Below are 21,307 nucleotides of genomic sequence, written 5' to 3'. Positions count from 1 at the left end.
TGTCTTTTAACCTAAACCACTTATACGACAGAAAGCAAGGGCTTTTTTTGATCATTAATTCATTTCATATTGATGCTATGAATTGTGTGTTTCTCAGGGCTAGCGTAGCCTTAATACAGACGATTGAGAGTCAGGAGAATGGGCATGAAAAAGGTCGCGATTGTCGGTTTAGGGTGGCTGGGAATGCCGCTGGCGATGTCATTGGCCGCGAAAGGCTGGCAGGTGACCGGGAGCAAAACCACGGCGGATGGGGTTGAAGCCGCGCGCATGTGTGGCATCGATGGCGTTGAGCTGCGTCTTGAACCTGAGCTGGTCTGCGATGCAGACGACCTGGATGCGTTAATGAATGTGGATGCGCTGGTGATAACGCTACCTGCGCGGCGCAGTGGTCCCGGTGAGTCATTTTATCTGCAGGCGATGCAGGAAATTGTCGACAGCGCGCTGGCGCACGATATTCCGCGGATTATCTTTACCAGTTCGACCTCGGTGTACGGCGACGCGGAGGGTACGGTCAAGGAGACTACCGAGCGGCGTCCCGTCACGGCAAGCGGTCGGGTACTGAAAGAGCTGGAGGATTGGCTTCACCATCTTCCCGGTACCCAGGTCGACATCGTGCGCCTGGCGGGCCTGGTGGGGCCAGGGCGACATCCCGGACGTTTTTTTGCCGGTAAATCGGCTCCGGATGGGCAACACGGGGTCAATCTTGTGCATCTTGACGACGTCATCGGCGCAATTGAACTACTCTTGCAGGCTCCAAAAGGCGGGCACATCTATAATATATGTGCGCCTTCCCATCCGTCGCGAAGCACTTTTTACCCGCTGATGGCGCGCCAGCTCGGCCTGGCTCCGCCGGTCTTTAGCGACGCGAAGGACCAGGGTAAAGGCAAAATTGTTGATGGCAATCGTATTTGTCATGAGCTGGGATTTGAGTATCAGTATCCCGATCCGCTGGTGATGCCTATGGAATAATGCCATCAGCGGAGACGATCGCATACCTATTGGGAGCGAACATGAAACCTCTGCTGGATGTGCTTATTATTCTCGATGCGCTGGAAAAAGAGGGGAGCTTTGCAGCAGCCTCGGCGAAGCTCTACAAAACGCCCTCAGCGCTGAGCTACACGGTGCAAAAGCTGGAAAGCGATCTCAACATCCAGCTGCTCGATCGTTCCGGCCATCGCGCACGTTTCACCCGCACGGGCCAGATGCTGCTTGAAAAAGGACGCGACGTTCTTCACACCGTTCGCGAACTTGAGAAGCAGGCCATCAAGCTTCATCAGGGTTGGGAAAACGAGCTGGTCATCGGCGTAGATGATACGTTTCCCTTTTCCCTTCTGACGCCGCTGATTGAAGCGTTTTACCAACGTCACAGCGTGACCCGGCTGATCTTTATCAACGGCGTGCTGGGCGGCTCCTGGGATGCCTTAACGCAGGGCAGGGCGGACATCATCGTCGGCGCGTTGCATGAGCCGCCGCAGTTGAGCGATTATGGTTTTGCCCGTCTGGGCGTACTGGAGCAAGTTTTTGCGGTTGCGCCTCACCATCCCCTTGCTCAGGAACCCGAACCCATTAACCGACGCGTAATCAAAAACTTTCGCGCGATTGCGGTCGGCGACAGCTCCCGACCGGAATGTGCGGTCTCTTCGCAACTGCTTGATGAGCAAGAGGCCATTACCGTTTTCGATTTTAAAACCAAACTGGAACTGCAAATTAGCGGGCTCGGCTGCGGGTATGTTCCTCGCTATCTGGCGCAGCGATTCATTGACAGCGGTGCGCTTGTTGAAAAACAGGTGCTTGCACAAAGCAGCAATGAGTCGGTTTGGGTTGGCTGGAATGAGCAAACCGCCGGGCTTGCCAGCGCATGGTGGCGTGATGAAATTTTAGCAAATAGTGCTATCGCCGCTGTTTACACTCAGGTCGATGCCGGGAAATCAACCGGTTAGTGAAATTAATTTATTGATGGCTTTCTCAATCTATTGCCTTTTGTATCTGGAATAGGGCAAAATGCCGCCGCTGCAAACAAATGAATAATCGACGATATAAAAGGCGTCGGTTATTTTTTTTTGCATGTACGAAACGAAACTAAAAATCCAAGAGGCCGGGCTTCGTACCGGATAGATATTTACTAAAATCCGACAGTTGTTGTCGCTGAGGAAGAAAGAAATGGGGCAATTATTCGCTTACGTGGCGGTTATCACCGTAAAGGAGATTAACCATGTCGCATAACGCAACTCCAAAAACCTCTCGCGTGGAATTACGTAAAACGCTTACGTTGATTCCGGTTGTTATGATGGGCCTTGCCTATATGCAACCAATGACGCTGTTCGATACATTCGGTATCGTATCAGGCCTTACTGACGGTCACGTTGCAACGGCGTACGCCTTTGCGCTGGTCGCCATTCTCTTTACAGCGCTGAGCTACGGTAAACTGGTTCGCCGTTTCCCGTCTGCTGGCTCTGCCTATACCTATGCTCAGAAATCCATTAGCCCGGCGGTTGGCTTTATGGTGGGCTGGTCATCTCTGCTGGACTACCTGTTCATGCCGATGATCAACATTCTGCTGGCAAAAATTTACTTCGAAGCGCTGGTACCTTCCGTACCGTCGTGGATCTTCGTTGTGGCGCTGGTGGCCTTTATGACCATCTCTAACCTGCGCAGCATCAAGACCGTGGCTAACTTCAACACCCTGATTGTTATTCTGCAGATGGGTATCGTTGCGGTTATCGTGGGTCTGATCATTTACGGCGTGATGCATGGTGAAGGCGCAGGTACGCTGACCAGCACCCGTCCGTTCTGGTCCGAAGGCGCGCACGTAGTGCCGATGATCACCGGTGCGACGATCCTGTGCTTCTCATTCCTGGGCTTCGACGGCATCTCCTCTCTGTCTGAAGAGACTAAAGACGCCGAGCGCGTGATCCCGAAAGCGATTTTCCTGACTGCGCTGATTGGCGGCCTGATCTTCATCGGTGCCTCCTACTTCCTGCAGCTGTACTTCCCGGATATCTCTCGCTTTAAAGATCCGGACGCGTCTCAGCCTGAAATCATGCTGTACGTTGCGGGTAAAACCTTCCAGTGGGGCGTGCTGATCTTCTCAAGCGTCACCGTACTGGCGTCCGGCATGGCGGCGCACGCGGGTGTTTCTCGCCTGATGTACGTCATGGGCCGTGACGGCGTGTTCCCAACCCGCTTCTTTGGCTACGTTCATCCGAAATGGCGTACCCCGGCGTGGAACGTGCTGCTGGTTGGCGCCATTGCGCTGCTGGCGATTAAATTCGACCTGGTGACGGCGACCGCGCTGATTAACTTCGGTGCGCTGGTGGCGTTCACCTTCGTTAACCTCTCCGTGATCTCCCAGTTCTGGATCCGCGAGAAGCGCAACAAGACGCTGAAAGACCACTTCAACTATCTGGTGCTGCCAGTGTGCGGTGCCCTGACGGTTGGCGCGCTGTGGATTAACCTGGAAGAGAGCTCAATGGTTCTGGGTCTGATCTGGGGTGCTATCGGTCTGATTTACCTGGCTTGCGTAACCAAAAGCTTCCGCAACCCGGTTCCTCAGTACGAAGACGTCGCGTAATTCCGTGTCGGGTGGCGGCTACGCCTTACCCGACCTACAAAACCCGTAAGCCCGCGCCAGCGGGCAAAAAAAAGCCGGAGACATCGCCTCCGGCTTTTTTGTACCCCTCGATTCAAACAATCTCTTGCGCGTACTGGAACAGGGATTTCAACAGCGCCTGTTTCTCAGCGTTCCCTTCATACTGGCCATAGAGCATTTCCAGCTCCTGTGCATAGCTATTAAGAAACTCCGGCGTAAAGACGTTGCGTCGATGCTGCAGCCAGCGCTCCTGCTCTGCTTCATCCAGCGTGCCGGGATAGTTTCGCGCACGATAGTTAAATATCAGCTTGTCGATGCGCTTATCCACGAAGGTGATATCCAGCGCCGGTAGGTTACGCGGCTCGGTTTGCAGAACGATGTTCATGGCCGCGCGGTCGGCGTCGCTGAAAAAGCCGTTGTAGAGCTGCGCATCGACATTTTCAGACGGCACAAACGGCTCGGCTTCCGCAAAGATAGCCACCACTTTCTCGCGCACCTGCGGGTGGTCGCGCAGCACCTTCAGGTTATCCAGACAGTGCTGTCGGTTGATCCCCAGCCTGTCGGCATCTTCGGGACGCAGCGTGTTGGCCTGGGCCAGCACCGGACATTTGTTGATATGCACCAGCTTTACCGGCACGGCCGGCAGGTCGCCAAGCTCACTTTTGGGGGTATAGAGCCGCTCGCGCAGCGCATCGCTGTCAAGTTCCAGCAGCGGCGAGATATCACCGGCCAGATCGACCATGATGACCGCATTGCGGTTGTCCGGATGCCATGCCAGCGGGGCGACCCAGCTGGTATTGCCGCGCCATGCGCCGAACATGCCGGAGATATGCACGAGGGGTTTCATCTGCGGCACGTCAATCAGGGTCGTGAGCTTCTGCTTGCTGCGGTGGCTCAGCAAATATTCAAACAGGCGCGGCTGCGCGGTTTTCACCAGCTTCGCCATCGCAATGGTGGCATAGACGTCCGCCATCGCGTCGTGGGCGTTGCTGTGTTCGATGCCGTTGGCGCGCGTCAGGTGTTCCAGCCTGAAGCTCGTCAGCCCCTCCTCATTTTCCGGCCAGTTAATGCCCTCAGGGCGCAGGGCATAGCAGGCGCGCATGATATCGAGCAAATCCCAGCGGGAATTGCGGTTCTGCCAGCTCCAGGCATAGGGATCGTAGAAGTTGCGGTAGAAGATATTGCGCGTTACTTCATCGTCAAAACGGATGTTGTTGTAACCCACCACGCAGGTGTTAGGTACGGTAAAGAGATCGTGGATGCGACGGGCGAACTCTGCCTCGTTAACCCCTTTGTCCCGCGCTTCCTGAGGCGTTATTCCCGTCACCATGACCGCGCCGGGCTGCGGCAGGTAGTCATCGGCGGGCTTGCAGTAGAACACCTCTGGCTCGCCTATGATGTTGAAATCGTCATCGGTACGGATGGCGGCGAACTGCGCCGGGCGGTCCAGCGCCGGGTGGGTGCCAAAGGTTTCGTAATCGTGGAACAAAAATGTTGGGCGCGCGGCAGATTCAGACACCAGTAATACCATCCTGTTAAAAATTGACGTCTCTATGGTAAACGATCGTGAGGAGCAGGCCGAATAAAAAGCGCCGTAGGGGATGAAATTTGCGAGGCGCTTTCAGAGTAAAATTGGCGCTCTGTCACATTTTTTTGCAATTAAGACAGGTAACAACATCAGAAGTCCCGTAAAAAGGTCAACGATTTTTAATGACCTGAGGATATACCGTTGAAACGCCGTCTGTTTATTGCTGTTTCTTTACTCGCTTCGAGTATTTCGTCTGCGCTGGCTGCTGAACCGTTGGATTTTTCCCCGCAGCCACCGGCCATCCAGGCGGGCTCCTGGGTGCTAATGGATTACACCACGGGTCAGATCTTAACGGCGGGCAACGAACATCAACAGCGCAATCCGGCGAGCCTCACCAAGCTGATGACGGGCTACGTTGTTGACCGCGCCATTGATAGCCATCGAATTACGCCAGATGACATCGTCACCGTAGGCCGGGACGCGTGGGCGAAAGGCAACCCGGTGTTCGACGGGTCATCGCTGATGTTTTTGAAAGAGGGCGATCGCGTCTCGGTGCGTGACCTGAGCCGTGGGCTGATTGTTGACTCCGGCAACGACGCCTGCGTCGCGCTGGCGGACCACGTGGCGGGCGGTCAGCCGCAGTTCGTGAACATGATGAACGACTACGTGCAAAAGCTGCACCTGCGCGATACCCACTTTGAAACCGTCCACGGTCTGGACGCGCCTGGACAACACAGTTCCGCCTACGATCTGGCCGTACTGTCACGGGCCATTATTCACGGTGAGCCTGAGTTCTACCATATGTATAGCGAAAAGAGCCTCACCTGGAACGGAATTACCCAGCAGAACCGCAACGGCCTGCTGTGGGATAAAACCATGAACGTGGACGGGCTGAAAACAGGGCATACCTCCGGCGCGGGCTTTAACCTGATTGCTTCAGCCGTTGACGGTCAGCGCCGCCTGATTGCGGTGGTAATGGGGGCGGATAGCCCAAAAGGGCGTGAAGATCAGGCGCGCAAGCTGCTGCACTGGGGACAGCAAAACTTCGATACGGTCCAAATCCTCCACAACGGTAAAAAGGTTGGTACTGAGCGTATCTGGTACGGCGATAAGGAGCAGGTAGAACTGGGTACCGATCAGGATTTCTGGCTGGCTTTACCGAAGGCAGAAGTACCGAACATCAAGGCAAAATACGTTCTGGATAAAAAAGAGCTGGAAGCGCCGATTGCCGCCCACCAGCGGGTAGGGGAAATTCAGCTGTATGACCGCGACAAGGTGGTGGCCCACTGGCCGCTGGTTACCCTTGAAAGCGTTGATAAGGGCGGCCTTTTCTCCCGACTCGGTGATTATCTGCACCATAAGCTCTAACCTGTTGGGGCAGACTGGCGGGGCTGCGAGTCTGCTCACATAATAAACACTCCGCGTTTGCCGATAATATTCAATCCACTTTATAGTGTATAAATACACAGTAATAAACGGAGGCAGCATGGACTACAGCATCAAGCAGCAGCAGAAACGTAAGATCGCGGGTTTTCACCTGGTGGGGCCATGGGAACACACGGTTAAGCAAGGCTTTGAACAGCTGGCTATGTGGGTAGACGGGCGTCACATTCAGCCGCTTGAGTGGGTGGCGGTGTACTACGACAATCCCGATGACGTTCCGGCCGAAAAGCTGCGATGTGATACCGCGGTAACGGTGCCTGACGATTTTGTCATTCCCGAGAATAGCGAAGGGGTGATGATGACTGAAATCGCTGCGGGCGATTACGCTATCGCCACGGCGCGCGTAGAAAATCATGACTTCGCCACGCCGTGGTACCAGTTTTTTAATTCCCTTCTGCAGGACACCCAACACCAAATTGCCTCTAAACCCTGCTTTGAGCGCTATCTCAACGATGGCAACGCTGATGGTTACTGGGATATCGAGATGTACGTCGCGGTAGAGCACAAAGCGGGTTAACCCTGCCAAAAGTAGGTTTTTCAGCCGGGAGCGATCCACCCGGCTGAAAACACAGTACAATTGTGGTTTGCCGTGTAGCTGGAGAGCGGGTGTGCGTCCCGACAAATCATTAACACCGTTTGAAATTCGGTTGTATAAACATTACCGCGTGGTGCATGGGTGCCGCATCGCGCTGGCATTTATCCTCACGTTTATTCTGGTGCGTCTGCTGGATATTCCGGAAGGAACCTGGCCGCTGATCACGCTGGTGGTCATCATGGGGCCCATCTCTTTCTGGGGTAACGTTGTCCCACGCGCGTTTGAGCGAATCGGCGGTACCGTTTTAGGCTCCGCGCTGGGGCTGATTGCCCTGAAGCTGGAGCTGATCTCATTTCCGGTGATGCTGGCGTGGTGCGCCGGAGCGATGTTCCTGTGCGGCTGGCTGGCGCTGGGGAAAAAGCCGTACCAGGCCCTGCTGATTGGCATCACCCTTGCCGTGGTTGTCGGCGCGCCTGCGGGCGACATGAAGACCGCGCTGTGGCGAAGCAGTGATGTCATTCTTGGCTCACTGCTGGCAATGCTCTTCACCGGCATCTGGCCGCAGCGCGCGTTCCTGCACTGGCGCATTCAGATGGCGAACTACGTCACGGCCTTTAACCGGGTCTATCAGGCCGGATTTTCGCCTAACCTGGTTGAACGTCCGCGGCTGGAAAAGCACCTGCAAAGGATCCTGAATGACGTCGTCAAAATGCGTGGCCTTATCACCCCGGCCAGTAAAGAAACCCATATTCAGAAAGCGATCTTTGAGGCCATTCAGACGGTGAGCCGCAACCTGGTTTGCATGCTCGAGCTGCAGATTAACGCCCACTGGGCTTCTCGTCCCAGCCATCTGTTAATGCTCAACGCGCATACGCTCAAAGAGACGCAGCAGATGACGCAGCAAACGCTGTTGACCATCGCCCACGCGCTCTACGAGGGTAACCCGCAGCCAATACTGGCGAACAGCGAGCGTCTGAATGAGATCGTTGCCGAGCTAAAACAGCTGATCAATGAGCGGCAGAGCGATAACGTGGCAGAAACGCCGATTCATGGGTACGTCTGGTTGAGCATGGAGCTGGCGCGACAGCTGGAGCTGTTATCGCATCTTATTTGTCGGGCACTGCGCAAATAAAAAGCGTATGTCACGCCTGCTGCTTCGATTCAGCAGCGATTGGGGTTATGATAGGACTAAACGATATACTCATTGTCATTCGCGGCCGCTGTCAGTAAGGTTACTGTTACAACGGTTGCTTTAACGAATCCGAATCTCACATTATCAGGGGTGTAAAAATGGAAACTACCAAGCCTTCGTTCCAGGATGTTCTGGAGTTCGTCCGCCTGTTCCGCCGCAAAAACAAACTGCAGCGTGAAATCCAGGACGTGGAGAAGAAGATCCGTGACAACCAGAAACGTGTTCTGCTGCTGGACAACCTGAGCGACTACATCAAGCCGGGCATGAGCGTTGAAGCTATTCAGGGCATCATCGCCAGCATGAAAAGCGATTACGAAGACCGTGTGGATGACTACATCATCAAAAATGCAGAGATCTCCAAAGAGCGTCGTGAGATCTCCAAAAAGCTGAAGGTGATGGGCGAAATCAAAAACGCTGAAGCAAAAAGCGAGTAATCGCAGCGATTGCAAAAAAAGGCTCTCTGTCACCAGAGAGCTTTTTTATTTCCCGGAGCGCAGGGTTCAAAGGTTTTGTAGGTCGGGTAAGGCGCAGCCGCCACCCGACAATCCTACAGAATGCAGAAAAGCAAAAAGCCTGCTTTAAAAGCAGGCTTTTCTAAATGTGGCTCCTCTGACTGGACTCGAACCAGTGACATACGGATTAACAGTCCGCCGTTCTACCGACTGAACTACAGAGGAATCGTTGTGGAGGCTCATATTAACGGCGAAAAAAGTTTTGTCAAACCTGATCTTAGGGAAAATCGATTGATTGCCGATTCTGTCGTCAGTTTGTTGTAATTCCAAACATCTTTTTGTGGAAAATACTTTGCAGGATACGCATTTCTCCATCATCATTTGAAATGGAGTTTCAACTTTACTCGCTAAGGTCCATTTTGAACGTCACCGCCCCGATCCGCCAGGCGATTATGCGCACGCCCTGGTATGCAAAACGTAAAAGCTATCGTGTTCTGTTCTGGCGTGAAATCACCCCCCTCGCTGTGCCTATCTTCCTGGAAAACACCTGCGTTCTGCTGATGGGGGTGCTGAGCACGTTTCTGGTGAGCTGGCTGGGCAAAGAAGCGATGGCCGGAGTCGGGCTGGCGGACAGCTTTAACATGGTGGTGATGTCTTTCTTTGCCGCCATCGATCTGGGTACCACGGTGGTGGTTGCCTTCAGCCTGGGCAAGCTCGATCCCAAACGCGCGCGTGAAGCCGCGCGGCAGTCGCTGATGATCATGACGGTGTTCTCCATCATTCTGGCGGCGGTGATCCACTACTACGGAAAAGAGATCATTGATATCGTCGCAGGCGAGGCGACGAACGAGGTTAAAGGCCTGGCGCTGACCTATCTGGAAATGACGGTGCTCAGCTACCCGGCGGCTGCCATTGCGTTAATTGGCAGCGGCGCGCTGCGCGGCGCGGGCAATACCAAAATTCCGCTGCTGATCAACGGCGGGATGAACATCCTGAATATTATGATCAGCAGCATCCTGATTTACGGCGTGTTTTCCTGGGACGGACTGGGTTTCGTCGGCGCCGGGCTGGGGCTGACCATTTCTCGCTATATTGGCGCCGCGGCCATTATCGGCGTGCTGATGACGGGCATCACGCCGTCGCTGCGTCTCACGCTGAAAAGTTACTTTCGGCCCTTTAACTTCGCCATTATCTGGGAGGTGATGGGCATCGGTATCCCGGCCAGCATTGAATCGGTGCTGTTTAACGGCGGCAAGCTGCTCACGCAGATGTTTGTCGCCGGGATGGGGACCGACGTTATCGCCGGTAACTTTATCGCTTTCTCCATTGCCTCACTCATTAACCTACCGGGTAACGCCCTCGGCTCGGCGTCGACCATCATCACCGGGAAGCGGTTAGGGAAAGGGCAGATAGGGCAGGCCGAACGGCAGCTGCGCCATGTCTTCTGGCTATCGACCATTGGCCTCACGGCGATTGCCTGGGGAACGGCTCCCTTCGCCGGGCTAATGGCCTCGTTCTATACCCACGAGGACGATGTTAAAGAGGTGGTCAAGATCCTGATTTGGCTCAACGCCGCGTTTATGCCGATTTGGGCGGCTTCATGGGTATTGCCCGCCGGGCTGAAAGGGGCGCGCGATGCCCGCTTTGCGATGTGGGTATCTATGCTCGGCATGTGGGGCTGCCGCGTTGTTGCGGGCTACACGCTGGGGATTATGCTGGGAATGGGCGTGGTCGGCGTCTGGCTGGGGATGTTCCTGGACTGGGCGGTGCGCGGTGCGTTGTTCTACTGGCGTATGGTGAGTGGACGCTGGCTATGGAAATATCCGCGAAAGGCTGCCTGACAAATGTGCGAAGTGGAGAATAAATCGGCAAACGATCGGCGATCTGCATTCTGCCTTTGACATCACCGATGAGCATCGATAATATGCGCCTCGTTCAAACGATTCCTCTGTAGTTCAGTCGGTAGAACGGCGGACTGTTAATCCGTATGTCACTGGTTCGAGTCCAGTCAGAGGAGCCACATTTAGAAAAGCCTGCTTTTAAAGCAGGCTTTTTGCTTTTCTGCATTCTGTAGGATTGTCGGGTGGCGGCTTCGCCTTACCCGACCTACGGGACGAGTAGGCCCGGTTAGCGCAGCGCCACCGGGCAAAATGTCCTTACATGCCTATCTTAACCGGCATCCCCGACCGCCGATCCAGTTCAGCTTCCGCACCCTCGTTTATCAGCTGCGTTCGCTGCGCGGCTGAAATGGGCAGAGGCACTTTCCGGGTTGACTCAAATTCCGCGCGGTTACGTGATAATGGCTCGTGAACTTCCACCCAGCGGCTGCCGTCGGGTTCAGTGGTCGTCTTAACCGGCCTGTCGATAAGCTGGACGCGCGTCCCTACCGGTACGGTATCAAACAGGTGCTTGATGTCGTTATTACGCAGGCGAATGCAGCCCTGGCTCACGCGCAGGCCAATGCCAAAATTCGAGTTCGTGCCGTGAATGGCGTACAGCCTGCCAATATAGATGGCATACAGCCCCATCGGGTTATCCGGCCCGGCAGGCACAAACGCGGGCAGCGTTTTGCCCTCGGCGGCATACGCGCGACGCGTGTTCGGCGTCGGCGACCAGGTTGGCCCCATCTGCTTGCGTTCTACCGCCGTAACCCAATTGCGCGGCGTTTCGCGTCCGGCCTGCCCAATTCCGATAGGCAGCACTTCAACGGTGTTACTGCCCGGCGGATAATAGTAAAGCCGCATCTCTGCGACGTTAACCACAATCCCCTCACGCACCGTATCAGGCAAAATCAGCTGCTGCGGGATGGTCAGTTGCGTACCTGATTTCGGTAAAAAGGGATCGACCCCCGGGTTGGCCTCAAGCATATTGCTCAACCCCAGCTCATATTTTGCGGCAAAGGCTTCAAGCGGTAAGGTATTGCCGTCCGGCACGGTAAAGGTGGTTGGCGCCCCCACCAGACGACTTCCTTCAGGCGGAAGTGGATAAGTCATCGCCTGCGCACCGTGGGTGACAGCGGTAAGCAGCAGCGCGAGCAAAGGTAGACGAAGCATAATTTCCCTATCATTGAACGGAAGATATACAGAGTAACTATAACCCAGCTTGAGGAAAGTCTCACAAAGAGAAAAGCCTGCGGTTAAGCAGGCTTTGTCCGGAGAGCATTACGCAGCGGTTTTACGCCATCTGCGGGTCAGCGGTTTTTCCACTTCGACAATCAGGAACATCGCAAAGCCAATCAGGAAGGTGATGATCCAGTAGCGGAACGGCAGCGCCTCTGTACCAAACAGCATTTGCATAAACGGCGCGTAGATAATCAGAAGCTGCAGCGCCAGCAGCACGCCGCTCACGATCCAGATCCCTTTATTCGCCAGCAGGCCTTTATTCAGGGAGAAGCCGTCGGTGACGCGGCAGTTCAGCATATAGAACCACTGAGCGGTCACCAGGGTTTGCAGCAGCACGGTGCGGATAAACTCCGGCGAATAACCGCGCGGCTGCAGCCAGGCTTCCAGTATAAAGGCGCTGATGGCTATCATCAGGCCGACAAACGCGACGCGCCAGATGGCAAAACCGTCCATCACGTGCAGATTCGCCTTGCGCGGCGGGCGATTCATAATGTCTTTTTCCCCTGCCTCAAACGCCAGGCCAAAGGAGAGCGTTGCCGACGTCGCCATGTTCATCCACAGGATCAGGACCGGCGTCAGCGGGATCAGGTTCCCCGCCAGTAGCGCAATAATGATCAGCAAAGCCTGGGCGATGTTGCTGGGGATGATGAACAAAATGGTCTTTTTCAGGTTGTCGTATACCCGTCGCCCCTCGTGTACCGCGCTGGCGATGGTGGCAAAGTTGTCGTCCGTTAGCACCATATCGGCCGCTTCCTTGGTGACCTCGGTTCCCTTGATCCCCATGGCGATGCCGACATCCGCCCGCTTGAGCGCCGGCGCGTCGTTCACGCCGTCCCCGGTCATCCCCACCACTTCCTGCTTGCTTTGCAGCGCCTGCACCAGGCGGAACTTATCTTCCGGACTGGTTCGCGCAAAGATATCGTATTTTTGCGCGGCGTCGCTAAGCTGATGGTCGTCCATCACCTCCAGCTCGCGCCCGGTGATGGCGCTTGCGGCGTTACCAATCCCCAGCATTTGCCCAATGCTCATGGCCGTTTGCGGGTGGTCGCCGGTGATCATCTTCACGCGGATCCCAGCCTGCAGGCAGTCGGCGATGGCGGCAATGGCTTCCGGACGCGGCGGGTCCATCATGCCGGCGATCCCGAGCATGATCGCACCATCCTGCAGGTCCGGATGGTCCAGCTCGCGCTGGCCGTCGCCGGCAGGCTTCCAGGCCGCCGCCACCATGCGTAGCCCCTCGCGGGCATACTCTTCAATCTTCCCTTCCCAGTAAGGCTGATCGAACGGCTGCAGCCCGGCATCGGTCTGCTGGTGCTGACACAGGCGGAACAGGACGTCCGGCGCGCCGGTAATGAGAATCACCTCTTCATCGTCGAGGCGGTACAGCGTGGACATGTATTTATACTGCGAATCAAACGGGATCTTACCGCGCATCTCCACATCGCGTGGCGGCAGCGAGATTTTTGCCGCCAGCACCTTCAGCGCGCCCTCGGTTGGGCCACCGGTAATTTTCCACAGCCCCCGATCGTCCTTCATGAGCTGGCTGTCGTTACAAAGGTCAATCGTACGCAGGTAGCGTTCCAGCACGGAACCCGGAGCGACGGTGACGGGCGTAGGATCGTCTATCGGGTGAATATTTCCCACCGGCTCGTAGCTGTCGCCCTCCACGCGATAGGTGGTATCGGCGGTAATCACCGCTTTGACCGTCATTTCATTCATGGTCAGGGTGCCGGTTTTATCCGAGCAGATGACCGTCATCGCGCCCAGCGTTTCTACCGTGGGCAGCTTGCGAATGATGGCCTTGCGGCGCGCCATCGCCTGCACGCCAAGCGAGAGGATGATGGAGATAATGGCCGGCAGCCCTTCCGGAACCGCGGCAACGGCCAGGCTGATCAGCGACAGCACCAGCTCGGACACCGGCATATCGCGGAAGATCAGGCTGAAGACAAACAGCGCCACCATCATGATCAGAATGGTGATAAAAATGGTCTTGCCGAGCTTGTCCATTTGTACCATCAGCGGCGTACGGTGCTTCTCAATATCCGACATCATCTGGTTGATATGACCCAGCTCCGTCTCACCGCCGGTCGCGACCACCACGCCTTTCCCCCCGCCGGAGCTGACCGTTGTGCCCGAATAAAGCAGGTTGTAACGATCGCCTAAAGGCAGCTCGCCGCTTAGCGCATCGCTATTTTTCTCAACGACGGTGGATTCGCCGGTCAGGATCGCCTCCTCGACCCGCAGGTTATGCGCCTCAATGACGCGCAGGTCGGCGGGGATACGATCCCCGGCACGGATCACCACGATATCGCCGGGCACCAGCGCCGTAGTCGCTACCGTTTCATGGCTGCCCTGGCGGACGACCACCGCTTCGCTGGAGAGCATATTGCGAATGCTTTGCAGCGATTTTTCCGCATTGCTCTCCTGAATGTGACCAATCAGGGCGTTAATAACGGCCACCCCGAGGATGACGAACATATCGATCCAGTGGCCCATAATCAGCTTGAGCAGCGCTGCCACCAGCAGAACGTAAATCAGCACGTCGTTAAAATGGGCTAAAAAGCGCAGCCAGGCAGGCTTGCCCGCTTTTTGCGGTAACGCGTTGTCACCGTATTGCTGGAGCCGGGCTGAGGCCTCAGCGCTGCTCAGCCCATCCGCCGTGGAGCTGATATTTGCCAGGGTTTCGTCGACGGTTTGTTGATAATACGGACGGTCAGGTTTTTCTGTTTTCATCGTTCCTTCCTCAGCTTCTTTTCAGAAATCACCTTGCTTTCATGCAATTAACGAATAACGAAAACAGGAACATGTGCGTATCGAACGATACTCGCCGCCTCTGATCCTAATAAATGGGTTTGAATATTCGGGTTTCGTGAGCCGACAATAATCGCTCCGGCGGCAAGCTCATCCGCCAGCTTAATCACCTCATCACGAATATTCCCACTGCGAACGTGCAAATGGATATGTTCTTCCGACAGGTTGAGGTTTTTAACCAGCGCCGCGAGTTTTTCTTTCGAATTATTAATCATATATTCATCCATCTTTCGCGCATCTGAAATAAAGCCCCGCGTCAGCTCGGCTGAGAATTTGGGCATGACGTGCAGCAGGTGAATCTCACCCGATGCGCTTTGCGCCAGGAACTGAGCATGCTGCAGAGCTTTATCGGCCAGGCTTGGCTCGTAGACATCCACCGGAACCAGAATGTTTTTATACATATCGTGCATCCTTTTTATAACCAAAATGATTGTGAGTGGAGCAAAAAACGCATTAGATGCAGGGGCTTGCCCTTAATGCCAGGAACGGGAAAAAGAGATGAATGATATTAAACGTAGCACAGGAATATCAGGATTAGCGCGTCCCCACCGATAATGGTTATTTAACATTTATCTTTTCTCCAACTATGCTCATAGTCAGACGCCGATTACGCCTCATGGAGGAATGTATGTATGGTTTAAGCCTGATTCGCCTGGGTATGTTTATTGCCCTTGCCATTATCGCCAGCACGGCGATTGGTTTATTTACCTATATGGTCGTCACTGTTCTGGCAGAATAGCGTCACCCCTGCCCTTGTTACGGAATAAATAAAACGGTTATTTATTAGGGGAATACAGTGAACCGCTACGTCTCTCTTTTACCCTTTATTATTTTGACGCTCACGGCATGCGATCCCAAAACCGAGCAGCCTCCCCCGCAGCCGCGAATGGTCAAAGTGGCGGAGGTCGTCGCCCCCGGGAATGCCCGGCAGCGCGTCTTTCCCGCCCGGATAGAATCGGGCGATGCTACGGACCTTTCCTTCAAGCGCGCCGGTCAAATTGAGGCGCTGGATATACGCCAGGGCGCAGCCATTAAGCAGGGGCAGCAGCTTGCCAGATTAAACGCGCGTGAGGCGCAGCAGCGGGTGAACGACCGACAAACGGCGGCGACGCTGGCCCAGCGGCAGTTCGATCGTTTCCAGACGCTGGCAGGACGTCAGGCCATTTCAAAAGCCGAGATGGACGTCCAGCGCGCAAACCGCGATTCCGCAAATGCCGCGCTGCAGATAGCCCGCGAGGAGCTGAACCAGATGACGCTCGTCGCCCCCTTCAGCGGGACGGCGGCCAGCGTGCACGTGCGCAATCATCAGGTAGTGTCCGCCGGCCAGCCCATCGCGACGTTAACCCGTACCGACCTGCTTGACGTGGTGTTCAGCATTCCTGAAAACCTGTTTAAAACCTTTGATATCCGCAACGCGCAGTATCGCCCCGTAGTGCGAATTAACGCCCTGCCGGATCGGGAATTTACCGCCGTCTACAAAGAGCACTCGGGCAGCAGCGACAGCAATACGCTGACCTGGCAGGTGATTTTAACCATGCCCCGCCCGGACGATTTCCCCGCCGTCGGCGGCGTTAGCGGCACGGTTACCATCAACTTAACCAACCTCCCGGCTGGCGCGGGCGAACAGGCGCTGGTCGTCCCGGTTGAGGCGGTCTTTAACCCGGACAACAGCCCGCGCAACGAGCCGCACGTCTGGGTCGTTGCGGGCGAAGGCGACGCGCTTCACCTTGAGGACCGTAAGGTCAGCGTGGGGCAAGTGAGCGCGGAGGGCGTGGCGATTACGAGCGGGCTGAAGGCGGGCGAACGCGTGGTGGCGGCGGGCGTGGGGGAATTACACGCCAACCAGCCGGTGCGTATCTGGACGCGTGAACGGGGACTGTAATGGACATCTCTCGCCAGTTTATCAATAACCCCATTCGCGTCTGGCTGACCATCCTGCTGCTGGGCGTCGGGGGGATTTTCGCCCTGCTGAATATCGGCAGGCTGGAAGATCCGGCCTTTACCATCAAAACCGCAGTTGTCATCACCCACTATCCCGGCGCGTCGGCGCAGCAGGTTGAGGAAGAGGTCACGCTCCCGCTGGAGAATGCGCTACAGCAGCTGCCCTATCTGGATAACGTCAGCTCCATCTCCTCCAACGGGCTGTCGCAGATCACCGTGAATATTGCCTCGCGCTATCACTCGAACGAACTGCCGCAAATATGGGATGAACTGCGCCGCCGCGTGGGCGATGCCTCGCGCCAGTTCCCGCCCGGCGTCGTCACGCCCTTCGTAAACGATGATTTTGGCGACGTGTTCGGCTTTTTCTTTGCCATTTCAGGGGACGAATTCAGCAATCCGGAGCTGGTGCGTTACGCGGAGCAGCTCCGGCGCGCGCTGATTCTGGTGCCCGGCGTCGGTAAGGTCGCGATTGGCGGCGCGATCGGCCAGCAGGTCAACATTGATGTTTCGCTAACCAAAATGGCCGCACGCGGTATTACGCTGAACCAGCTTTCCGCCCTGCTCGGCCGGCTGAACGTGGTCTCCAGCGCCGGGAACATTACCTCCGGCACGGAGTCGATTCGCCTGCACCCGACGGGCGAGTTTGAGAACATCGATGAGCTGGCGGACCTGGTTATCACGCCGTCCGGCACCGGCGCGGCCACGCGGCTGCGCGACATCGCGACCCTGTCGCGCGGGCTAAACGAATCGCCTGCCAGCATCTACCACGCCAACGGCAGAAAGGCCGTTACCATGGGCGTCTCGTTTATTCCCGGCGTGAACGTGATCGACGTGGGCCACGCGCTGGAGGCGAAGCTAAACCAGATGTCGGCGGAAAAACCGGCGGGGATACATATCGATCTGTTTTACGATCAGGCCGCCGAGGTGGGCCACTCCGTTAACGGGTTTATCGTTAACTTCCTGATGGCGCTGGCGATTGTCATTGGCGTGTTGCTGATCTTTATGGGCGTGCGCAGCGGGATCATCATCGCCTTCTCCCTCGCGCTTAACGTGCTGGGCACGCTGCTGATCATGTATCTGTGGGGCATCGAGCTGCAGCGCATTTCGCTGGGGGCGCTGATTATCGCCCTCAGCATGCTGGTGGATAACGCCATCGTGATTGTGGAAGGGGTGCTGATTGCCCGTCAGCAGGGGTCGCCGCTGCTCACCGCCGTGAACTACATCATTCGGCGCTCCGCCCTGCCGCTGCTGGGGGCAACGGTGATTGCTATCCTGGCCTTTGCCCCTATCGGACTGTCGCAGGATTCCACCGGGGAATACTGTAAATCGCTGTTCCAGGTGCTGCTGATTTCTCTCCTGCTGAGCTGGTTCTCGGCGCTCACCATCACGCCGGTGCTGATTAAGTGGTGGTTGTTCAAAAACGACAATGCGCCGGAAAAAGCCGACGAGTCAGACCCTTACGATAAACGTCTCTATCGCCTCTACCAGCACCTGCTCAACGCGCTGCTGCACCATAAAGCGCCAACGCTGGTGGTGATGGCCGCTCTGCTGGCGGCGTCCGTCTGGGGCTTCGGCGCCGTGCGGCAAAACTTTTTCCCGTCGTCAAACACGCCGATTTTCTTCGTCGACCTCTGGCTACCCTACGGCACCGATATTAAATGGACCGAGAAAATGACCGGCGATATCGAAAAAACCCTTAACGGCCAGCCGGGCGTAGAAACCACCGTCTCGACCATTGGTCAGGGGAGCATGCGCTTTATTCTGACCTACAGCGGGCAGCGGCAGTACGGCAACTACGCCCAGATCATGGTGCGCATGGACGACCAGCGCAACATCTCCGCCCTGACGCGCCACGTGGACGAGTATATCGCGCGAAACTATCCGCAGGTCAACGCCAGCACCAAACGCGTGATGTTTGGCCCCTCCGGCGACAGCGCCATTGAGGTGCGCATCAAAGGCCCCGATCCTGACCGGCTGCGCCTGATTGCCAGCCAGGTGGACGATATTCTCACCCGCGACCCGGCCACGGGCAGCGTCAGAAACGACTGGCAAAACCGCAGCAAAGTCATCCGCCCGCAGTATGTTCCCGCGCTAGGCCGCGAGCTTGGCGTGGATAAGCAGGACGTCGACAACGCGCTGGAGATGAACTTCTCCGGCAGTCGCGCGGGGCTGTATCGGGAAGGGAGCGACCTGCTGCCCGTCGTGGTGCGACCGCCAGAGATCGAACGGCTGGACGCCAATCACCTCAACAACGTGCTGGTGTGGAGTCAAACCCGTCAGCAGTATATTCCGCTCAGTAACGTGGTTAGCCGCTTCGCGCTGGAGTGGGAAGATCCGCTTATTCTGCGCCGCGACCGCTCGCGGGTGCTGACCGTGCAGACCGATCCCGATCCGCTGAGCCAGCAAACCTCCGGGGACATTCTCGCCCGGGTGAAGCCACAGGTTGATGCCCTCACCCTGCCCCACGGCTACAGCATCGAGTGGGGAGGCGACGCGGAAAATTCCAGCGAAGCGCAGCAGGGCGTATTCACCACCCTGCCGATTGGGTATCTGGTGATGTTCATCATCACCGTACTGATGTTCAGCTCGGTGAAAAACGCCGTCGCCATCTGGCTGACCGTGCCGCTGGCGCTGATCGGCGTCACGCCCGGCTTCTTGATCACCGGGATACCGTTCGGCTTTATGGCGCTGATTGGCCTGCTGAGCCTGAGCGGCATGCTGATCCGCAACGGCATTGTGCTGGTGGAAGAGATTGAGCAGCAGAAGGGGAATAAAGATCAGCACGAGGCGATCGTGTACGCGGCCACCTCGCGCCTGCGCCCTATCCTGCTCACCGCCTTTACTACCGTACTGGGCCTGGCTCCGCTGCTGCTGGACGTTTTCTTCCAGAGCATGGCCGTTGTGATTATGTTTGGACTGGGGTTTGCTACAATCCTGACGCTGCTGGTACTCCCCGTAATTTATGCGTGTTTCCATCGTAAGGACGAAGCCAAACAACAATGAATGCGACAGGGCTGAACATTATCAAGACGCTGGGCTGTATGACGGCGGTGACCTTCTTTACCATCTACAACACCTGGGATCGTTATGATTATGACTATCACTGGATCCTGGGGTTTTTAACCTTTATCTCGACCATCGCCACGCCGCTGTTTTTTGTGGTTGCGGGCTACCTCGACGGGCAATCCCGGCACGGCACCCGCTGGCAGCTGGGCAAAATTAAAAGTCTGGTGATTGTTTTTCTGTTCTGGATAACGATCTACTACCTGTGGGAGCCGTATCAGCGCGGGTATTTAATTCAGCCCTGGTTCGTGTTCGCCTTCGTGGTGATTTACACCTTCCACCCGGTCGTGGAGTGGCTCAGCCAGCGGCGCAGTCTGTTCTGCGGGGCGATTGCCGTCCTGCTGCTCTTTTCCTACGGATACGACCTGCTATCGGCGCTCTATCCTGAAACGCACGTCCTGTCCCTGTCACCGCAGTATCGGCTGTGGACGTGGCTGCTGTTTTACCTGACGGGGCAACTCTTCTGCGACCCGAAAATCACCGAGTGGATTAGCCGCAGGAACGTCGTCAGGGCGGCGGTTGTCGCCATCCCGTTTATCTATCTCTTCACCTGGTTCTACGAGCGCCACTTCTTCTTTGCGCTGTTCAAGGCGGACAGAAACGCCTTTATCCTCACCGGCTCGCAGATCTACGTTCTGATTATTGCCCTGGTGATTGCGGCGAACGGCGTGCGCTTTCGCCGCAACGCCGAATTCAAGGAGTCGGTTCTGGCCGCCATCAGCAAAACGATGACCGGCGTGTATATTATGCACTACTCGGTTTTTCACCTGCTGACGGCGCTGATACCGGTGACCTCCCTCGGCATAAAACTCTCGCTGATCGTGCTGACGTTCATCACCTCGGTCCTGTTCTCCATGCTGGTTCTCTCTAACGCGGTGGCGAAAAAGGTGATCACCCTTTAGAAGCCCAGGCGCAGCCAGGCAAAGAGCACGTTGCCGTTATTGTAGGTGCCGGGAATATAGGTGAACTGGACGGTAACGCGCTTATACCCGGCAGAGAACAGCGGGAAGATAAACGGCAGCGGGACGTAGTTCGCAAAGTCGTCGCGTGCCGTGATGCCCGCGGCGGCCCCCAGCCCCAGGCGGAAATCCTTCGCGCTATCCAGATACCAGCCCTTTTCCCAGCCGTAGCCCATCGCGGGCTGCCACTCGTTGTGGGAATCTTTGAACATCATGGCGAACAGCGCGCTCCAGTTGCCCTCGTCGTTGTAACGAGACACGCCCAGGCCGCCGCCCCACGGCATTTCGTTGTATTTGTCGGTTTTTTCTTTGTCGTACATAAAGCGGGCATGCCAGCTCAGGAACGGCAGATACAGATCGTAACGCTCAGGCTCTTCCCAGGTTTGGGAGATATCATCCGTCAGCGCATTCCACCAGCCGCTAATGCGTTGTTCACCATACACTTTGGTTTCCGCATGAAGTGGCGAAACGATGAAAAAAAGAATAACCCAGAGTACCGGAAAGATGCGTTGCATAGATATTCCCTCAGCTTTAGTCACGCAGCGGTATCTATTACTGTAATCCATTCAGCACTAACCGGAGCCAAACAGACTGATTTATCTTGAGGCAGGGGGAGATGAAATTTATTTATTCAGCGCCTTCCGGAAAGATAAAAACGTTTTCACCAGCGTT

17 protein-coding genes and 2 tRNA genes are annotated in these 21,307 nt (G+C 56.0%); 13 read left to right on the top strand and 6 right to left on the bottom strand.

Annotated features, from left to right (window positions below; translation table 11 throughout):
- The first annotated feature begins 144 nt into the window (after nt 1–144).
- The 4 genes from VPX56_RS14445 (at nt 145) to VPX56_RS14435 (ending at nt 3,571) form a co-directional block, all read left to right on the top strand.
- Nucleotides 145–969: an SDR family oxidoreductase gene (locus VPX56_RS14445; RefSeq protein ID WP_326467201.1), complete on the top strand. Its 825-nt coding sequence runs from the start codon at nt 145–147 to the stop codon at nt 967–969.
- Nucleotides 970–1,010: 41 nt separating this feature from the next.
- Nucleotides 1,011–1,940, top strand: coding sequence for a LysR family transcriptional regulator (locus tag VPX56_RS14440; RefSeq protein ID WP_131635087.1), 930 nt, complete (start codon nt 1,011–1,013; stop codon nt 1,938–1,940).
- A 220-nt stretch (nt 1,941–2,160) separates the two neighbouring features.
- A complete protein-coding gene (gene yoeI / locus VPX56_RS23040) occupies nt 2,161–2,223 on the top strand; it encodes a membrane protein YoeI (RefSeq protein ID WP_131635099.1) in 63 nt (20 codons plus the stop codon).
- Nucleotides 2,213–3,571 carry an APC family permease gene (locus VPX56_RS14435; protein WP_131635088.1) on the top strand — a complete coding sequence of 453 codons (1,359 nt, stop codon included), beginning with the start codon at nt 2,213–2,215 and terminating at the stop codon, nt 3,569–3,571. Before yoeI ends, VPX56_RS14435 begins: the two co-directional genes overlap by 11 nt.
- A gap of 112 nt (nt 3,572–3,683) precedes the next feature.
- Here VPX56_RS14435 and sbcB read toward each other — a convergent pair whose 3' ends face one another.
- Nucleotides 3,684–5,108 carry an exodeoxyribonuclease I gene (gene sbcB / locus VPX56_RS14430; protein WP_326467196.1) on the bottom strand — a complete coding sequence of 475 codons (1,425 nt, stop codon included), beginning with the start codon at nt 5,106–5,108 and terminating at the stop codon, nt 3,684–3,686.
- 210 nt (nt 5,109–5,318) lie between these two features.
- Between sbcB and dacD the strand changes: the two genes are divergently transcribed.
- The 4 genes from dacD (at nt 5,319) to VPX56_RS14410 (ending at nt 8,721) form a co-directional block, all read left to right on the top strand.
- Nucleotides 5,319–6,485, top strand: coding sequence for a serine-type D-Ala-D-Ala carboxypeptidase DacD (gene dacD / locus VPX56_RS14425; RefSeq protein WP_131635090.1), 1,167 nt, complete (start codon nt 5,319–5,321; stop codon nt 6,483–6,485).
- Nucleotides 6,486–6,603: 118 nt separating this feature from the next.
- The gene (sbmC, locus tag VPX56_RS14420) at nt 6,604–7,077 is read left to right on the top strand and encodes a DNA gyrase inhibitor SbmC (protein WP_326467191.1); all 474 of its coding nucleotides are present in this window, start codon (nt 6,604–6,606) and stop codon (nt 7,075–7,077) included.
- Between the two features lie 91 nt (nt 7,078–7,168).
- Entirely contained in the window at nt 7,169–8,227 is a 1,059-nt protein-coding gene (locus VPX56_RS14415) for an FUSC family protein (protein ID WP_326467189.1), read from the top strand.
- Between the two features lie 158 nt (nt 8,228–8,385).
- Complete coding sequence (locus VPX56_RS14410) at nt 8,386–8,721, top strand: DUF496 family protein (protein ID WP_263610212.1); 336 nt, start codon at nt 8,386–8,388, stop codon at nt 8,719–8,721.
- Nucleotides 8,722–8,888: 167 nt separating this feature from the next.
- On the opposite strand, the gene VPX56_RS14405 is transcribed toward VPX56_RS14410, so the two are convergent.
- Nucleotides 8,889–8,964 (bottom strand) — tRNA-Asn (locus VPX56_RS14405).
- A gap of 161 nt (nt 8,965–9,125) precedes the next feature.
- Between VPX56_RS14405 and emmdR the strand changes: the two genes are divergently transcribed.
- Nucleotides 9,126–10,580, top strand: a complete 1,455-nt coding sequence (gene emmdR, locus VPX56_RS14400; protein WP_131636024.1) for a multidrug efflux MATE transporter EmmdR — start codon at nt 9,126–9,128, stop codon at nt 10,578–10,580.
- A 103-nt stretch (nt 10,581–10,683) separates the two neighbouring features.
- Nucleotides 10,684–10,759, top strand: a tRNA-Asn gene (locus tag VPX56_RS14395).
- A gap of 136 nt (nt 10,760–10,895) precedes the next feature.
- On the opposite strand, the gene ldtA is transcribed toward VPX56_RS14395, so the two are convergent.
- From ldtA to VPX56_RS14380, 3 genes are all read right to left on the bottom strand, one after another.
- Nucleotides 10,896–11,792 (bottom strand): L,D-transpeptidase, encoded by an 897-nt coding sequence (gene ldtA / locus VPX56_RS14390; protein ID WP_326467184.1) that lies wholly within the window; start codon nt 11,790–11,792, stop codon nt 10,896–10,898.
- Nucleotides 11,793–11,900: 108 nt separating this feature from the next.
- Nucleotides 11,901–14,594, bottom strand: a complete 2,694-nt coding sequence (locus VPX56_RS14385) for a cation-transporting P-type ATPase (RefSeq protein ID WP_326467182.1) — start codon at nt 14,592–14,594, stop codon at nt 11,901–11,903.
- A gap of 47 nt (nt 14,595–14,641) precedes the next feature.
- Nucleotides 14,642–15,073 carry a universal stress protein gene (locus VPX56_RS14380; protein ID WP_263610204.1) on the bottom strand — a complete coding sequence of 144 codons (432 nt, stop codon included), beginning with the start codon at nt 15,071–15,073 and terminating at the stop codon, nt 14,642–14,644.
- A gap of 395 nt (nt 15,074–15,468) precedes the next feature.
- On the opposite strand from VPX56_RS14380, the gene VPX56_RS14375 reads away from it, so the two are divergent.
- Genes VPX56_RS14375 through VPX56_RS14365 form a run of 3 tightly spaced genes read left to right on the top strand, consistent with a single transcriptional unit; the run spans nt 15,469 to nt 20,578 of the window.
- Nucleotides 15,469–16,554: an efflux RND transporter periplasmic adaptor subunit gene (locus VPX56_RS14375; RefSeq protein ID WP_326467179.1), complete on the top strand. Its 1,086-nt coding sequence runs from the start codon at nt 15,469–15,471 to the stop codon at nt 16,552–16,554.
- Nucleotides 16,554–19,616, top strand: coding sequence for an efflux RND transporter permease subunit (locus VPX56_RS14370; protein WP_326467177.1), 3,063 nt, complete (start codon nt 16,554–16,556; stop codon nt 19,614–19,616). The genes VPX56_RS14375 and VPX56_RS14370 overlap by 1 nt, the downstream gene beginning before the upstream one ends.
- Nucleotides 19,613–20,578: an acyltransferase gene (locus VPX56_RS14365; RefSeq protein WP_326467175.1), complete on the top strand. Its 966-nt coding sequence runs from the start codon at nt 19,613–19,615 to the stop codon at nt 20,576–20,578. The genes VPX56_RS14370 and VPX56_RS14365 overlap by 4 nt, the downstream gene beginning before the upstream one ends.
- Here the strand turns inward: VPX56_RS14365 and pagP are convergent.
- Nucleotides 20,575–21,150, bottom strand: a complete 576-nt coding sequence (gene pagP, locus VPX56_RS14360; RefSeq protein WP_263610208.1) for a lipid IV(A) palmitoyltransferase PagP — start codon at nt 21,148–21,150, stop codon at nt 20,575–20,577. The genes VPX56_RS14365 and pagP overlap by 4 nt on opposite strands.
- Nucleotides 21,151–21,307 lie beyond the last annotated feature (157 nt).

The sequence above is a fragment of the Enterobacter wuhouensis genome, from assembly GCF_035835995.1.
Classification (GTDB): Bacteria; Pseudomonadota; Gammaproteobacteria; order Enterobacterales; family Enterobacteriaceae; genus Enterobacter; species Enterobacter wuhouensis.
This window is presented reverse-complemented; position numbering and strand designations above follow the sequence as displayed.

What these genes read in the sequence shown, in the direction of transcription:
- VPX56_RS14445 (WP_326467201.1), top strand. Translation starts at nt 145, where the DNA reads ATGAAAAAGGTCGCGATTGTCGGTTTAGGGTGGCTGGGAATGCCGCTG.
- VPX56_RS14440 (WP_131635087.1), top strand. Translation starts at nt 1,011, where the DNA reads ATGAAACCTCTGCTGGATGTGCTTATTATTCTCGATGCGCTGGAAAAA.
- VPX56_RS14435 (WP_131635088.1), top strand. Translation starts at nt 2,213, where the DNA reads ATGTCGCATAACGCAACTCCAAAAACCTCTCGCGTGGAATTACGTAAA.
- sbmC (WP_326467191.1), top strand. Translation starts at nt 6,604, where the DNA reads ATGGACTACAGCATCAAGCAGCAGCAGAAACGTAAGATCGCGGGTTTT.
- VPX56_RS14410 (WP_263610212.1), top strand. Translation starts at nt 8,386, where the DNA reads ATGGAAACTACCAAGCCTTCGTTCCAGGATGTTCTGGAGTTCGTCCGC.
- emmdR (WP_131636024.1), top strand. Translation starts at nt 9,126, where the DNA reads ATGGAGTTTCAACTTTACTCGCTAAGGTCCATTTTGAACGTCACCGCC.
- ldtA (WP_326467184.1), bottom strand. Translation starts at nt 11,792, where the DNA reads ATGCTTCGTCTACCTTTGCTCGCGCTGCTGCTTACCGCTGTCACCCAC.
- VPX56_RS14385 (WP_326467182.1), bottom strand. Translation starts at nt 14,594, where the DNA reads ATGAAAACAGAAAAACCTGACCGTCCGTATTATCAACAAACCGTCGAC.
- VPX56_RS14380 (WP_263610204.1), bottom strand. Translation starts at nt 15,073, where the DNA reads ATGTATAAAAACATTCTGGTTCCGGTGGATGTCTACGAGCCAAGCCTG.
- VPX56_RS14370 (WP_326467177.1), top strand. Translation starts at nt 16,554, where the DNA reads ATGGACATCTCTCGCCAGTTTATCAATAACCCCATTCGCGTCTGGCTG.
- VPX56_RS14365 (WP_326467175.1), top strand. Translation starts at nt 19,613, where the DNA reads ATGAATGCGACAGGGCTGAACATTATCAAGACGCTGGGCTGTATGACG.
- pagP (WP_263610208.1), bottom strand. Translation starts at nt 21,150, where the DNA reads ATGCAACGCATCTTTCCGGTACTCTGGGTTATTCTTTTTTTCATCGTT.